This is a genomic window from Paraburkholderia franconis, assembly GCF_009362735.1.
Taxonomy (GTDB): domain Bacteria; phylum Pseudomonadota; class Gammaproteobacteria; order Burkholderiales; family Burkholderiaceae; genus Paraburkholderia; species Paraburkholderia franconis.
Window position 1 is genome coordinate 1 of the sequence record NZ_WHNP01000123.1, and the last position, 13057, is coordinate 13057.

A 13057-nucleotide genomic window follows, 5' to 3' on the forward strand; every position below is an offset into this window, starting at 1 on the left:
GAGCACTTCGCAACGCATGAACAGGCGCGTCGACGTGTGTTCTCATTCCTGGAAGGCTGGTACAACATACGCCGCCTGCACAGCAGCATCGGTTATTGCTCGCCGCTCGAATTTGAAAACCTGCATGCGCCACATCAACCGACATCGCATCGCGGGTTGCCCACCGCCGGGCAGCGTCATGGGCGAGAGAAGCGCCCCGCTGCCCGTCCGTGGACAACCCGCTGCTCAACGCCCAATGGAGGCTAAATCACATTCAATCTCTGACTGCAGATCGGTCCGCTGAACCGGGTCAACCTCACCCAGTAGTTATCGCCACACAGGTGAGCAAAATCGGGAGTGCGATCGTGACCAAACCAATGGACATAACGAGCATGAAAACACGAAACCACCAAGAGTCGCCATCAGCCAGACCAAGAGGGCGGCTCTTCGATGCGACTTTAACGCCAGAAAACCGCCCACAGCAGTTCCGATCACGAACGACGCGCCAACAGTAACCACGACGACGCGCAGAAGTTCCCATTTATCCATCATGTCTTAGCTAAGACAGCAGCGTTGCCGATCGGCCTGCGCCGGCTGCGCGAAGCTCCTTGCCGCCCTGCAGCGAGGCGATCAGCGGACAGGAGACACTGCCCTGGCGGGCGTGGCATGCGCACACGAGCTGAGATAGCACGGCTTCCATCCGGGCGAGATCCGCGAGCTTCCGCCGTATGTCGTTGAGCTTGTGTTCGGCCAGGCTGCTCGCTTCGTCACAGTGGGTCCCGTCTTCCAGCCTGAGCAGTTCAGCGACCTCATCCAGGCTGAAGCCCAGCCGCTGGGCCGATTTCACGAACTGCACGCGCGCCACATCCGCGTCGCCGTAACGGCGGATGCCGCCATAAGGCTTGTCCGGCTCGAGCAGCAGCCCCTTGCGCTGATAAAACCGGATCGTTTCCACGTTGACGCCGGCCGCCCTGGCCAGCGCGCCGATCGTCAGGTTCTCAGGATCGTTCTGCATCAGGCTTGACTCCGTACTTAGGTACGGAAGTAAGGTTACGCTAAACACTCGGTATTCGAAAGGACAAGCGTATGGCTGGGCCGCAAACCGGGCGCGGCGCGCTCTTCGCCGGCGGACTGGCTGCAATTCTCGCCTCAACCTGCTGCCTGGGGCCACTGGTCCTGGTTGCGCTGGGCGTCAGTGGAGCGTGGATTGGCAATCTGACGGTGCTGGAGCCGTATCGCCCGATCTTCATTGGCACCGCGCTGCTAGCGCTCTTCTTTGCGCGGCGGCGCATTTTCCGGCCGGTGCAGGCGTGCCAACCAGGTGAAGTGTGCGCGATTCCGCAGGTGCGCACGGCGTTCAGGCTCATCTTCTGGATCGTAGTCTTGCTGGTGCTGATTGCGGTCGCCTTTCCCTACGTCCTGCCCTTGTTCTACTGACGAGGAGTTCGCCATGAAAAAGCTGTTTGTCACGCTTGCGCTCATCGCTGCTGCGTCCCCCGTCTGGGCTGCAACCCGGACGGTCACGCTGTCGGTGCCCGGCATGACGTGCGCCGCCTGCCCGATCACGGTCAAGCACGCGCTTTCTAAGGTCGCGGGCGTCGAAAAAACGGATGTCCGTTTCGAGCAGAGGGAAGCCATCGTGACCTTCGATGACGGCAAGACCAACGTGCAGGCGCTGACCCGGGCCACGGCGGATGCAGGCTATCCGTCGTCGGTCAAGCGCTGAAACTTCAGAGGTACTGAAATGTCGTTCGTCACACGTGCGGCCGACAAGGCCGGATTGCTCGGCAGCATCGTGTCAGCGATGGGCTGTGCGAGCTGCTTTCCCGCCATCGCCAGTCTGGGCGCGGCCATAGGCCTCGGCTTCCTGAGCCAGTATGAAGGGTTGTTCATCCGCATCCTGCTGCCGGCGTTTGCCGCGATCGCGCTGCTCGCGAATGCATTGGGATGGCTCAGTCATCGGCAGTGGCACCGTACCGCACTCGGCGTGATCGGCCCCGGCCTCGTATTGGCGGCACGATACCCGCTTCGGCGCTTCGACTGGAGCACCGATGTGCTGTACACCGGTCTGGCAATCATGTTGGCCGTATCGATTTGGGACCTGATCTCCCCGGCGCATCGCGTCTGCCCCACCGACGCGCGTGATTCGGGTGCGGGCCATGTGCCCAAGGGCTGAGCCGCAGGGCAACTGGAAACATTCATGAAAGAACGGAGCGTGCCCATGATGACGCTGAAGATCGACGGGATGACCTGCGCGTCGTGCGCCGAGCATGTCAGGCAGGCGCTGGAGAACGTGCCCGGCGTGCGCTCGGCAGCGGTCTCCTGGCCCAATGCGCTGGCCGATGTGGCGATCGATGAAGGCGTCAGTCACGAGACGCTGGCCGCCGCTGTGAGGACGGCCGGGTACCGCGCCAGGGATGCTGACGTGCCACCCCGATCCGCAGGCCAGCTCGACCAGGCGCCCGGCCGGGCGAGGGCTGGTGGGCAGCGTAGCGGCGATGACGGCGCGCTGCGGGTTGCCGTGATCGGCAGTGGTGGCGCCGCGATGGCGGCTGCCCTGAAGGCTGCCGAAAACGGTGCGCGGGTCACATTGATCGAGCGCGGCACGATCGGCGGCACCTGCGTCAATGTCGGCTGCGTGCCGTCCAAGATCATGATTCGCGCGGCACACGTTGCGCACCTACGGCAGTCGAGCCCTTTTGATGCGGGTATCAGCGCGACCGCGCCGGTGATCGACCGTTCGCGCCTGCTCGCTCAGCAGCAGGGCCGCGTGGATGAGCTGCGCCACGCCAAATACGAAGGCATCCTGGCATCGAACGCGAACACTGCCGTCCTGCACGGCGCGGCGCGCTTCAAGGACAGCCATACGCTCACGGTTGCGCTGACCACCGGCGGCCAACACGACGTGTCGTTCGACCGGTGCCTGATTGCCACCGGCGCGAACGCAGCGGTGCCACCGATTGACGGCCTGAAGCATACGCCGTACTGGACGTCGACCGAGGCGCTGGCCAGCGTCACGATCCCCAGGCGGCTGGCGGTGATCGGTTCGTCGGTGGTCGCGGTCGAGCTGGCGCAAGCCTTCGCCCGCCTCGGTAGCCGGGTGACGATCCTGGCGCGCCACACCTTGCTCTTTCACGAAGACCCGGCGATCGGCGCAGCGGTGACGGCTGCATTCCGCGCCGAAGGCATCGATGTACTGGAACAGACGCAGGCCAGCAAAGTGGCACATATCGGTAGCGAATTCGTGCTCGCCACGAACCACGGCGAATTGCGGGCCGATCAGCTGCTGGTCGCCACCGGACGCTCTGCCAATACCAGCGGTCTGAATCTGGAGCGGGCGGGTGTGCAGCTCGACGGGCGCGGCGCGATCGTGATTGACGCCGGCATGCGGACCAGCGCTCCGGACATCTACGCCGCCGGCGACTGCACCGACCTGCCGCAGTTCGTCTACGTGGCGGCGGCGGCCGGCACGCGCGCGGCGATCAACATGACTGGCGGCGACGGGCGTCTGAATCTCGACACCATGCCCGCTGTGGTGTTCACGGATCCGCAGGTGGCCACCGTGGGCTACACGGAGGCGCAGGCGCACCAAGCCGGGATTGAAACCGACAGCCGCACGCTGACGCTGGACAACGTGCCGCGCGCGCTGGTCAATTTCGACACGCGCGGTTTCATCAAGCTGGTCGCCGAGGCAGGCAGCGGCCGGCTGATCGGCGTGCAGGCAGTGGCTCCGCACGCGGGGGAGATCATCCAGACCGCCGCGCTGGCGATGCACGCACGCATGACGGTGCGGGAACTCGCCGATCAGCTGTTCCCGTATCTGACGATGGTGGAGGGGCTGAAGCTCGCCGCACAAACCTTCATCAAGGATGTGGCGCAACTATCATGCTGTGCCGGCTAAAAGGAGGAGTCAGATGGATCTTGCACACTACACGGATGAACTCGTCACGCGCCTGATGATGGCCAACCGGTCCGAAGGCTTTGCGGACCTCTTTGTCGCGCTGCTGCGCGAACTCGCCAGGGGGCGTCCGGTTTCACCAGCAACGCTCGCCCAAATCCTGGATTGGCCGCTTGAGCGAGTCGCCGCCGCACTGCACGAGGCGGTCAGCACCGAGCGGGACGACGACGGCAACGTCGTCGGCTATGGGCTGACGCTGCGCGAGACGGTGCACGCCTTCGAAATCGACGGCCGGCGCCTGTACACGTGGTGTGCGTTCGACACGTTGTTCTTCCCGGCCCTGATCAATCGGACTGCCCATGTGGTCTCGCGCTGTGCGGCCACCGGCGCGACAGTGTCGCTCACGGTTACACCCACCGCAATACGGGAGGTCGAACCGGCGGGCGCAGCCGTGTCGCTGATCATGCCGCAGAACACAACGGACATTCGCCACGCGTTCTGTTGTCATGTGCACTTCTTCGCTTCCGCCACCGTGGCCCGGGACTGGGCCACGAAGCACCCCGGCATTGAGATCTTGAGCGTCCAGGATGCCTTTACCGTCGGTCGCGAGCGTGCTCAAGGGCTGTTGCGGAGCACCCGGCAGCGAAACGTCGGGGGCGCCGACCATGAGTAACTCCTCCTCGCCCGGGGTCACTCACGATTCCCGCTGGCGAGCTTACGTCTGGGGTGCGCTGGCCGCGCTCACCTGTCCGTGCCATCTGCCTGTCCTTTTGGTCGTGCTGTCCGGCACGGCTGCAGGCGCTTTCGTCAACGCGCATTGGGGCGTTGCTGCGTTAGCGCTGCTGGCACTCTTCTTCGTGTTCCTGACGCGGGCCCTGCAGGCGTTTCGTAGGCTGCACCGATTGCCCCGTAGCTAAACGGTGGCTGTCCGGTTGAGGCATACTTCAACCGGACGTCAAGGCGTCACACAAAACGCGTCAGATTAGAGTCGTTTTCGTCAATGGTTGACGCCTCCGCATCAATGTCTCAGGCCCAAATCTGACGGTTTCGCCTAAACGTCCGAATCTTGACGGTACCCCGATTAACCATCCGCTCGGCGTCAGATGACGTGCGGCCCGGCACGAGCGCCAGGCTGAGCTACACGTCCAGTCCTGCTCCTGCAAGACGATCGTGTGGTTCGATGGTTGTTTCCGTAGGAGACCAGCGATGGGCAAAGAGACGATCGTTCACGGAAAATACATCTTGACAGTTGAAGCGAAACAAAACGAGCGTGACGCGTGGTATGTGCAAATCACCGTCGTCAAGGATGGTGTCACTGTGCCCGTGCATCTACCCGAGACTTCACCGCCGGAATGGGCGACGGAAGCGGAGGCGATTCGTGGAGGAATTGAGCAGGGCCGTGGGTTCGTGAACCTGCACAACCAGAGCGCCAGCGACTGATCGTGCCGGGCATCCTGCCATGTGGTGCGCGGCGGCGTTTTATCGCTGGACACTGATGGCTGCACTCACGGGTCTGCGCCGATAACGATCCGCTTCGCAGGTAAAAAGGCCAATCTGTTGAGGATCTGTAGTGCCAAGGCTTTACCCTCGTATATTCGACGCGCTGGCCCCGCTTAGAGCGCTTAGAGGGGGAGTGCACGTGAGCAACGCGATCATCACGCCTCGCGACGACGATCCCTTCTACAGCACGGCCCGATTCGAGGTAGCGACCCGAAGCGGGCGAGAGATCTAACTCAATGGAGATCAGTGTGAATATCTTTGTGGGCAATTTGTCGAGCGGAGTTACGGATGAGGATTTACGAAATGCTTTCGAAGCTTTTGGACAAGTCTCATCGGCCACGATCACCAAAGACAAATACAGTGGTGAGTCAAGAGGATTCGGGTTTGTGGAAATGCCGGCAAAAGCGGAAGCGCTGGCGGCGATAAACGGCATGAACGGCAAAGAGTTGAAGGGGCAGAATCTTAAAGTTAACGAGGCTCGCCCCCGCCCCGATGCCCGTGGAGGTGGCGGACGGTCTGGCGGTAGGCGTTGGTAGTGTCGAATGCATGAAAAGTACAAAATCCAGATCAAGACGGCACCCCATCTGGGGTCACGACCCCGACCGCGTCACAAGAAGTAGGGAACCTGTCGTGCGTATCTGGCCCCCGGACGGCAGGAGGGCGCGGAGACTAGGGGTTTGAGGTGCAGTGGAACGGAAAACCCGGTTAAGCGTGAACGCTCGCGGTGTGAGGCGGGAGTTCGGGTGGCTCGGACGGGCGGGATTTGCTCGGCCGACTCGGCTTCAGAATTGGATGTGGCCGTGCGCGGTAGCAGGGGAGCTGGCGAACTGACGAGTCTAATGACGCTTCGACCCGTTTGGGCCGTTCAGGAAAGACTTACGATAGTCCCTTTCCCGACCGACACGAGACGGTCATGCAAAAAATGCAACAACGTATAGGGACACGAACCTCGTTTTGATGATCCTGGCAGGAGGGCTTGCCTGACACCAGGCTAGGTGAGCCCCTCGTGCTGAGTTGCACGTTGACTGTCTTCAAAAATCGCTCAGCCACATGGGGGAGTGTCAGTAATTTCGTGTTTTTGGGCATACCATGACGCAAAGACGGGTGTGTGCCACGCAGATCGAAAGCCTCTCTCCTGACCCGCCGGCGATTTAATAAAGCCGCACCCGCCGCGTATTGCGTCGCACAACATCGTCCGGCAGGCAAATTGGCCTGCTGTCATGCTCGCGACGATCGTCAGCCAACCTGTCGAGGAGAATGTATTGGCGAATCCTGATCGAGACGATTCCACACCCCGCGCCGTCGCAGTTGCATCAAAAGCCGGCCGCCGCGTCTCAAAGGGAACAACGCTGGCCGTCGAAACACCGCTGGACATGGCGTCGATGGCGCGCCGGGGCGAGGAGCGTCAACGCCAGATGCGCGCGCTGATCGCGCTTGGCCGCGAGCGCGGCTATCTCACACACTCGGACATCAACGATCACCTGCTCGACAACTTTACGCAAACGGCTGCGATGGAGACGATCGTCAGCACGTTCAGTGACATGGGCGTGGCAGTGCACGAGCATGCGCCTGACGCCGAGACGCTCCTGTTAAACGACGCCGCGCCTGCCGTGGCATCCGACGATCAGGCGGACGAGGAAGCCGAAGCTGCGCTGTCGACCGTCGATTCGGAATTCGGCCGCACCACTGATCCGGTCCGGATGTACATGCGTGAAATGGGTGCCCGCGAACTGCTGACCCGCGCCGGCGAAATCGAGATCGCGAAACGCATCGAAGACGGCCTGCAGGACATGATTCAGGCGATCGCTGCGTGTCCGTCGATCGTGTCGACGATTCTTGCCGATGTGGACCGCATCGTTGCCGGCGAACTGCGTATCGACGAACTGGTCGATGGCATCAGCGGGGACGCCAACGGAAGCGAAATGACGCTGGAGTCCGACGAAGATGACGTGAACGCACACGTCTCCGACGATGAGCCAGACGGGGACGACGTTGAAACGGACACCGGGGATTCGGAAAAGGCGAATGCAGCACGCCTCGAACAGCTCACGAACGACAGTCTTGCGGTTTTCGCGCGCGTGCGGACCCTGTTCGAGCAGTTGCCGGATGTTCCCGTTACTGGGAAAGCCTGTTCCGCCGCCGTTGCGCAAGTGCGTTCGGAGTTCCAGCGCGAACTGGCGCCGATCCGCTTTACGGCCAGAACCATCAACCGCCTGTGCGCCAACGTGCAGGAACAGGTTACTCAGGTTCGCACGATCGAGCGCACCATCCTGCAGATCGTCGTCGACCGGTGCGGCATGCCGCGCGAGATGTTTGTCGAGTCGTTCCCGGGCCACGAGACTGACCTTCAATGGGCCAGCCGTATGGCGGCGACTTCGCGGCCGTTTGGCGCGGCGCTCGAGCGACATTTGCCGGCCATTCAGGCCGGGCAGCAGAAACTCATTGACGTCGAGGCCATGGTCTCGCTACCGCTCCCGCAACTCAAGCAGCTCAACCGCCAGATGATTGCCGCGGAGTCGAAAATGCGGCAGGCCAAGCGGGAGATGATCGAGGCGAATCTTCGTCTTGTCATTTCAATTGCCAAGAAATACGCGAACCGCGGCATGCAGTTCCTGGATCTGATCCAGGAAGGCAATATCGGCCTGATGAAGGCGGTGGACAAATTCGAATACCGACGCGGCTGGAAGTTCTCGACCTACGCCACATGGTGGGTCCGGCAGGCCGTCACGCGCGCACTGGCCGATCAGTCGCGGACCATTCGTGTGCCGGTGCACATGAACGACGCGATCACCAAGCTTAACCGGATTTCGCGCGAAATCCTGCAGCAGACGGGAAAGGAAGCGCATCCTGCCGTGCTTGCAGGGCGCCTGGAAATGTCCGAGGAAAAGGTGCGCAGCCTCCTCAAGATCGCCAGGCAACCTGTCTCGCTCGAAACCCCAGTGGGCGACGATGCCGACGCGACGCTCGGTGACATGATTGAGGACGTTTCTGCAAGTTCACCGGCCGAGGCCGCGATCCACGCGAACCTGCGCGCCGCGATCGATGAGGCGCTCGACGTGCTGTCGCCGCGCGAGGCCAAGGTGCTGCGGATGCGATACGGGCTCGATATGACCTCTGAGCACACGCTTGAAGAAGTCGGCAAGCAGTTCGACGTCAGCCGCGAGAGGATCCGCCAGATCGAAAGCAAGGCGATGCGCAAACTGATGCATCCCAGTTGCGCGAACAAGCTGAAGCTCTTTCTCGAACGCTGAGCAAAGCCGGGAGCGACGTCCCTTCGATGTCCTGCTCCAAACCCGCAGCGATCACGCATCGGTGATCGCTGCGCTGACATGACGCGTTCGCGTGCGCGGAAAACCTACAGCGGCTTGATGCTGGCGGCCTGTTTCCCTTTCGGACCCTGCTTGACTTCAAAGCTGACCTTCTGGCACTCCTGAAGGGATTTGAAGCCGTTTCCCTGAAACTCGGAGAAGTGCGCAAACAGGTCTTCGCCGCCGTCGTCCGGCGTGATGAACCCGAAACCCTTCGCATCGTCAAACCACTTGTCGGTACCTGTTGCCATGTTCTGAGTGTTCCAGGTAGATTGGCTATAAATGACACGACTGGCCTGCACGGCAATCTTGTATCACGCGGGGGCCGTCGCCGACAATCCAGTTTTTTCTGAACCACGCCGGTATATTGGGTCAGGCGCCAGATGCGCCGCCCCTACTGGCTGACAACACGGCATTCTCTACACCGCACCGTGCAACGCTTGCGGCACGAGTCGGCTGGTACGGTCAATGGGGTCGCTCCGGGACTCGGGTATTCAGCGTGCGAGCGCCGCCCGGCGCGGGTTGCCCCTTGAGGGCAGATCGAGTGCAACCGGCTGCAATCCTCAGGTCAAGTGCGATCGCCGGTGCGCCTGCCCCTGCTTTAACGACGGCGGTATGGCGTGCTACGTGCCGCGCCGCTAGTGCGTTCGTCCTTGTGACGAAAATTGATTCGTCCCTTCGTCAGATCGTAGACCGACAGTTCGAGGGTGACGCGGTCGCCCGCAAGAATGCGAATGTGGTTCTTGCGCATCCGTCCGGACGCATAGGCGCCAACGACGACGCCATTGTCAAGCGTGACGCGGTAACGGCTATCCGGAAGGACTTCATCAACGATGCCATCAAGTTCAATCAATTCTTCTTTTGCCATGCATAGCTCCTGTTCAATGGATATAGGATCTGGGCGGCGTCGATAGCCCATGCGCTCGTGACGGGCGCCGTTCTGGCACCTGCGTGCGCGACATCTTATAAGGGTTCATGTCGTCGGCGATCCGTCGCCCATTTCACCCCACAAATGGCGTGTATAGTCAGGTATCCCCTTGCGGGAGAGAATTGTCATGTCAACGCTAGAACCGAGCATCTACAAGGGATTCGAACTTTATCCGCTGGTCTTTTCGCGCGCGTTTCCCCGATTTGATGCGCATTCCAGGTATGCCGAAGGCTATGACATCGCGGTACGTATTTGTCGTGCGGGGGCCGGGGAGCGCGGTGGGAGCCGCGTGTTTCGGCTTCAGTTAGAGGACTCCGTCCCCGACTTCGGAGTAGCCAGAAGGATCGCCTATCAGCGGGGCAGAGATATCATCGACGGAAAGGTGGATGGCACATCCGTTGCCGACTTGTAACTAACTCACGCACTAGCAGCGACGAAAATCCTCCACATGTTCGCATGGAAGCCAATCCCCGTCGTTCGAGGCAAACTGAAGGATTGATTTGACTACCATAACTCCGAAGCTGAATGAACCGCTCGAGGTCGCGCTGCGCCGCTTCCGTCGGGCCATCGAGAACGCCGGCTTGCTGAAGGAACCGTGAGCGCGGATGTGTTATGAAAAGCCAACTGCCGCACGCAAGCGTAAGAAGGCAGCTGCCGTTGCGCGATTGCGCCAGCGCATTCGGCGGTCGCAACTGCCGAAGAAGATGTATTGAGACGGTTCAGTTTTCCCCGTAGATGCAGCCCCCCGGTCACGAGCGCGAAGTGGTTGCGTCCCGGGCTGCGGCACGCAATGACCTCACGCCCGGAAGGCACGGGAAGCCCCATCGGACGACAACGACGGATTCGATGTTGCTGCAGACGAAACGAAAGCGTCGACCGAGGGTGCAGAGGCAACAATTGACGATGCCTGCGTTGAACACATCAGGGGACGAACATGCGGCTTATTGAACCAGCTGAACGAAACGATTTTCTCGCGACTTTGCAGCAGAACGGTTTCGTAGAAGGGGATTTCGATCTTTGGGAAGCCGATACGACCGATCCCAAGAGTGACGAGAACTGCGGCCTACAAGGCTATGTCAGCATAACCAGGCTATCGACGCAGGTTACGAAGGAATACCCGATCTGCGACGAAAGCGATTGGCTACAGCATTTCAGGAGAGATCTCGACGCGGGCGTCTTCGCCTGACCCGAATGAGATCCCGGGCGCCATGCCGGTCGAAGATGGCCGACTGGCGGAAGCGGGTACTCGCACCAGACGTGACGATGCATGCACGAGCGAGTACCCGCAAGTACCGCCCTTGCGTCTGCAAACCATCTGCGTTGAAGCACTTCATCTGTGGGGACTGACGGAAGGCGACCCGCTTCCGCCGTTAGGTCCGACGTTGTCTCAATGGCCGTTTTCCACGTGTACAAAACGGTCGGCCGAAGCCTTCATTCGAGCATCAGCGGTCGGTATGTCCGACTCGTGTAGACTGCGTCGATGTCCCAACAGATCGACTACCTCAACCCGCCCCTTCCTCCTGGGCTCCGGCGCGTTTCAATGCCCGTGGTCGACGCGACCCCACCAACGCTTGATGGTTTTGGCAAGCTTGTAGCAGACGCGAGCGAGTACTCGATCGAGCAAATGAAAGGGGATGAGTTTCTGGAACGACCTCTGACTGAACCAGAAATCGAACTGCTCGTTGATTGCCTGACCAGCGACGCCGCTCAGGAAGAGGCGATGGATGTCTCGACGAATTCTCGATCCAGCGAATTCGACATCGCGACGCGCGCGCTCGCCGGCAATGGCTGGTGTGTCGTGTCGAACTTTTTGTCACAGACCCAGACGCAGGCCTTGTCAATCGAATGCATGGCCATGCACGACGCGCAGCTGCTGACACCAGCCCGTGTAGGGGCCGATCGCGCTGCCACGCTTTTGCGCGGCGATAGCACGCACTGGTTCGTACCTGAGGCGCTGAGCACGCCGCAGCAGGCGTTCGCCAATCGTATCGAAGCGCTACGGATCGCGCTCAACCGCGACCTGTTTCTTGGCCTGGTCGATAGCGAATCGCACTACGCGGTATATCGGCCAGGCGCCGTATACGCACGCCACCTCGACTGCCTGCGTAACAACGACAGCCGCGTGATCTCCGCCGTGTTCTACCTCAACGAAGCGTGGCAGGACGCCGAGGGCGGCGCACTGCGGCTCTACCTTGCCGATCAGTCATACCACGACGTCTTTCCGCGCGCCGGAACGCTGCTGTTGTTTCTCTCGGCACAGTTTGAACACGAGGTGCTGCCCGCCACGCGCGATCGCATGAGCATCGCTTGCTGGATGAGGCAGCGGGTGTAAGCCGAAGCGCGTGCGCAGCTGTGGCTAACGTCCATGATCGCGCCCTTTCGGATCAGGTTGACAATCTGTCTGTCTGGCGTCGGATTTCGTTAGTATCCGTATCGGCATGGTGCCGATGGCATACGCGCGCAGCCAATGCCGAGTCACGACATTGCACAACCGCCGATAACTACGGGGGCAGGGAACCGTCTACAACGGAAGCTTGCCGTGTAATGACTGGCGAGGACCGATCGGTCCTCGACCGAGGCAAACACAAACACGCCCGGGTTAAGCACTGGCTCCAACGTTTTTAACAAAACGGAGAGATCCGAGGCTGGGCTCATGTTACCTCCTGTGCGGCGTCGTTCCACGTCATTTAAAGCGCCCCCGGGTCGTGGGCCATCAGCGGATTGTCGACCAATTCGAGCGTAGCGTCGAACGACGGAAATTGGCGACCGGCTGCGGGAGCTTGACGTGAAACCGCGCAACCTGTCCCCCGATTGTTTCGCGTTGGTGCACTGAACTAGTCACACAGCCACGTTGCCTAATTTTCGCGATCCTCGCTGAATTGCCCCGTCCGGCGCTGAGCAGCGGGCGCCGCTATAACCGATGTCGGAAGAAACTATGAGTGGATCACCATGCGAAAACTTACCCCCGCCGGCCAGCGATTGATCGAAGAAGTAGCCCAGCGACATGGGTTCAGCACGGACGCCGTGATGAGCATGCTGGAGTCTGTGATTCGCGGTAACGGCAGCATGGCCCAGTTCAACCACCCCGAATTTGGTGGCTCCGGCCAGTGGATGCGGGGGGGAATGACCATGGTCTCCGACATGTTCTGAGGTTGACCCGGTTCAGCGGACCGATCTGCAGTCAGAGATTGAATGTGATTTAGCCTCCATTGGGCGTTGAGCAGCGGGTTGTCCACGGACGGGCAGCGGGGCGCTTCTCTCGCCCATGACGCTGCCCGGCGGTGGGCAACCCGCGATGCGATGTCGGTTGATGTGGCGCATGCAGGTTTTCAAATTCGAGCGGCGAGCAATAACCGATGCTGCTGTGCAGGCGGCGTATGTTGTACCAGCCTTCCAGGAATGAGAACACACGTCGACGCGCCTGTTCATGCGTTGCGAAGTGCT

General features: G+C 61.0%; 19 protein-coding genes and 1 pseudogene. 15 read left to right on the forward strand and 5 right to left on the reverse strand.

All coding sequences use genetic code 11. From position 1 onward, the window contains the following. Positions 1-246 (forward strand): IS3 family transposase (locus GCT13_RS50240; RefSeq protein ID WP_407670961.1); only part of this gene is annotated, 246 nt, incomplete at its 5' end. A gap of 292 nt (positions 247-538) precedes the next feature. Here the strand turns inward: GCT13_RS50240 and merR are convergent. Further along, positions 539-994 carry an Hg(II)-responsive transcriptional regulator gene (merR, locus tag GCT13_RS44610; protein WP_152768094.1) on the reverse strand — a complete coding sequence of 152 codons (456 nt, stop codon included), beginning with the start codon at positions 992-994 and terminating at the stop codon, positions 539-541. A 71-nt stretch (positions 995-1065) separates the two neighbouring features. Here merR and merT point away from each other — a divergent pair, with 71 nt between their 5' ends. The 9 genes from merT to rpoD all read left to right on the forward strand — a co-directional run bounded on the left by merT (position 1066) and on the right by rpoD (position 8628). Beyond that, on the forward strand, positions 1066-1416 hold the full coding sequence (gene merT, locus GCT13_RS44615; RefSeq protein ID WP_152768095.1) for a mercuric ion transporter MerT: 351 nt from the start codon (positions 1066-1068) through the stop codon (positions 1414-1416). A 13-nt stretch (positions 1417-1429) separates the two neighbouring features. Further along, complete coding sequence (gene merP / locus GCT13_RS44620) at positions 1430-1705, forward strand: mercury resistance system periplasmic binding protein MerP (RefSeq protein WP_152768096.1); 276 nt, start codon at positions 1430-1432, stop codon at positions 1703-1705. Positions 1706-1723: 18 nt separating this feature from the next. After that, positions 1724-2155 carry an organomercurial transporter MerC gene (gene merC, locus GCT13_RS44625; protein WP_152768097.1) on the forward strand — a complete coding sequence of 144 codons (432 nt, stop codon included), beginning with the start codon at positions 1724-1726 and terminating at the stop codon, positions 2153-2155. A gap of 45 nt (positions 2156-2200) precedes the next feature. Continuing rightward, positions 2201-3880, forward strand: coding sequence for a mercury(II) reductase (gene merA / locus GCT13_RS44630; RefSeq protein WP_152768098.1), 1680 nt, complete (start codon positions 2201-2203; stop codon positions 3878-3880). 13 nt (positions 3881-3893) lie between these two features. Then, entirely contained in the window at positions 3894-4550 is a 657-nt protein-coding gene (gene merB, locus GCT13_RS44635) for an organomercurial lyase MerB (protein WP_152768099.1), read from the forward strand. Further along, the gene (gene merE / locus GCT13_RS44640; RefSeq protein WP_152768100.1) at positions 4543-4794 is read left to right on the forward strand and encodes a broad-spectrum mercury transporter MerE; all 252 of its coding nucleotides are present in this window, start codon (positions 4543-4545) and stop codon (positions 4792-4794) included. Before merB ends, merE begins: the two co-directional genes overlap by 8 nt. Positions 4795-5083: 289 nt before the next feature. Continuing rightward, positions 5084-5317, forward strand: coding sequence for a DUF6566 family protein (locus tag GCT13_RS44645; protein ID WP_152768101.1), 234 nt, complete (start codon positions 5084-5086; stop codon positions 5315-5317). Between the two features lie 308 nt (positions 5318-5625). Next, positions 5626-5913 carry an RNA recognition motif domain-containing protein gene (locus tag GCT13_RS44650; RefSeq protein ID WP_321575033.1) on the forward strand — a complete coding sequence of 96 codons (288 nt, stop codon included), beginning with the start codon at positions 5626-5628 and terminating at the stop codon, positions 5911-5913. Positions 5914-6597: 684 nt separating this feature from the next. Then, the gene (gene rpoD, locus GCT13_RS44655) at positions 6598-8628 is read left to right on the forward strand and encodes an RNA polymerase sigma factor RpoD (RefSeq protein WP_152768103.1); all 2031 of its coding nucleotides are present in this window, start codon (positions 6598-6600) and stop codon (positions 8626-8628) included. A gap of 104 nt (positions 8629-8732) precedes the next feature. Here rpoD and GCT13_RS44660 read toward each other — a convergent pair whose 3' ends face one another. Beyond that, complete coding sequence (locus GCT13_RS44660; RefSeq protein ID WP_152768104.1) at positions 8733-8936, reverse strand: cold-shock protein; 204 nt, start codon at positions 8934-8936, stop codon at positions 8733-8735. Positions 8937-9286: 350 nt separating this feature from the next. Continuing rightward, positions 9287-9553 (reverse strand): translation initiation factor IF-1, encoded by a 267-nt coding sequence (gene infA / locus GCT13_RS44665; protein ID WP_152768105.1) that lies wholly within the window; start codon positions 9551-9553, stop codon positions 9287-9289. 187 nt (positions 9554-9740) lie between these two features. Here infA and GCT13_RS44670 point away from each other — a divergent pair, with 187 nt between their 5' ends. The 4 genes and pseudogenes from GCT13_RS44670 to GCT13_RS44685 all read left to right on the forward strand — a co-directional run bounded on the left by GCT13_RS44670 (position 9741) and on the right by GCT13_RS44685 (position 11945). Then, positions 9741-10025, forward strand: a complete 285-nt coding sequence (locus GCT13_RS44670; protein ID WP_152768106.1) for a hypothetical protein — start codon at positions 9741-9743, stop codon at positions 10023-10025. A gap of 88 nt (positions 10026-10113) precedes the next feature. Beyond that, a pseudogene (gene rpsU / locus GCT13_RS44675) lies at positions 10114-10326 on the forward strand (30S ribosomal protein S21). Between the two features lie 221 nt (positions 10327-10547). Continuing rightward, a complete protein-coding gene (locus GCT13_RS44680) occupies positions 10548-10799 on the forward strand; it encodes a transcriptional regulator (protein ID WP_152768107.1) in 252 nt (83 codons plus the stop codon). A gap of 354 nt (positions 10800-11153) precedes the next feature. Beyond that, entirely contained in the window at positions 11154-11945 is a 792-nt protein-coding gene (locus tag GCT13_RS44685; RefSeq protein ID WP_227747346.1) for a 2OG-Fe(II) oxygenase, read from the forward strand. A 143-nt stretch (positions 11946-12088) separates the two neighbouring features. Here GCT13_RS44685 and GCT13_RS50245 read toward each other — a convergent pair whose 3' ends face one another. Then, entirely contained in the window at positions 12089-12268 is a 180-nt protein-coding gene (locus GCT13_RS50245; protein ID WP_227747347.1) for an ACT domain-containing protein, read from the reverse strand. A 294-nt stretch (positions 12269-12562) separates the two neighbouring features. On the opposite strand from GCT13_RS50245, the gene GCT13_RS44695 reads away from it, so the two are divergent. Beyond that, the gene (locus GCT13_RS44695; RefSeq protein WP_227747348.1) at positions 12563-12763 is read left to right on the forward strand and encodes a hypothetical protein; all 201 of its coding nucleotides are present in this window, start codon (positions 12563-12565) and stop codon (positions 12761-12763) included. Positions 12764-12812: 49 nt separating this feature from the next. Here the strand turns inward: GCT13_RS44695 and GCT13_RS50250 are convergent. Continuing rightward, a partial coding sequence (locus GCT13_RS50250) for an IS3 family transposase (protein WP_407670898.1) occupies positions 12813-13057 on the reverse strand: 245 nt, incomplete at its 5' end.

Bases quoted from the DNA above. Each gene is read 5' to 3' on its own strand.
- merA (WP_152768098.1), top strand. From the start codon at position 2,201: ATGATGACGCTGAAGATCGACGGGATGACCTGCGCGTCGTGCGCCGAG.
- GCT13_RS44685 (WP_227747346.1), top strand. From the start codon at position 11,154: ATGCCCGTGGTCGACGCGACCCCACCAACGCTTGATGGTTTTGGCAAG.
- merB (WP_152768099.1), top strand. From the start codon at position 3,894: ATGGATCTTGCACACTACACGGATGAACTCGTCACGCGCCTGATGATG.
- rpoD (WP_152768103.1), top strand. From the start codon at position 6,598: ATGCTCGCGACGATCGTCAGCCAACCTGTCGAGGAGAATGTATTGGCG.
- GCT13_RS50245 (WP_227747347.1), bottom strand. From the start codon at position 12,268: ATGAGCCCAGCCTCGGATCTCTCCGTTTTGTTAAAAACGTTGGAGCCA.
- GCT13_RS44695 (WP_227747348.1), top strand. From the start codon at position 12,563: ATGCGAAAACTTACCCCCGCCGGCCAGCGATTGATCGAAGAAGTAGCC.
- GCT13_RS44660 (WP_152768104.1), bottom strand. From the start codon at position 8,936: ATGGCAACAGGTACCGACAAGTGGTTTGACGATGCGAAGGGTTTCGGG.
- merT (WP_152768095.1), top strand. From the start codon at position 1,066: ATGGCTGGGCCGCAAACCGGGCGCGGCGCGCTCTTCGCCGGCGGACTG.
- merR (WP_152768094.1), bottom strand. From the start codon at position 994: ATGCAGAACGATCCTGAGAACCTGACGATCGGCGCGCTGGCCAGGGCG.
- merE (WP_152768100.1), top strand. From the start codon at position 4,543: ATGAGTAACTCCTCCTCGCCCGGGGTCACTCACGATTCCCGCTGGCGA.
- GCT13_RS44645 (WP_152768101.1), top strand. From the start codon at position 5,084: ATGGGCAAAGAGACGATCGTTCACGGAAAATACATCTTGACAGTTGAA.
- merC (WP_152768097.1), top strand. From the start codon at position 1,724: ATGTCGTTCGTCACACGTGCGGCCGACAAGGCCGGATTGCTCGGCAGC.
- GCT13_RS44670 (WP_152768106.1), top strand. From the start codon at position 9,741: ATGTCAACGCTAGAACCGAGCATCTACAAGGGATTCGAACTTTATCCG.
- GCT13_RS44680 (WP_152768107.1), top strand. From the start codon at position 10,548: ATGCGGCTTATTGAACCAGCTGAACGAAACGATTTTCTCGCGACTTTG.
- merP (WP_152768096.1), top strand. From the start codon at position 1,430: ATGAAAAAGCTGTTTGTCACGCTTGCGCTCATCGCTGCTGCGTCCCCC.
- infA (WP_152768105.1), bottom strand. From the start codon at position 9,553: ATGGCAAAAGAAGAATTGATTGAACTTGATGGCATCGTTGATGAAGTC.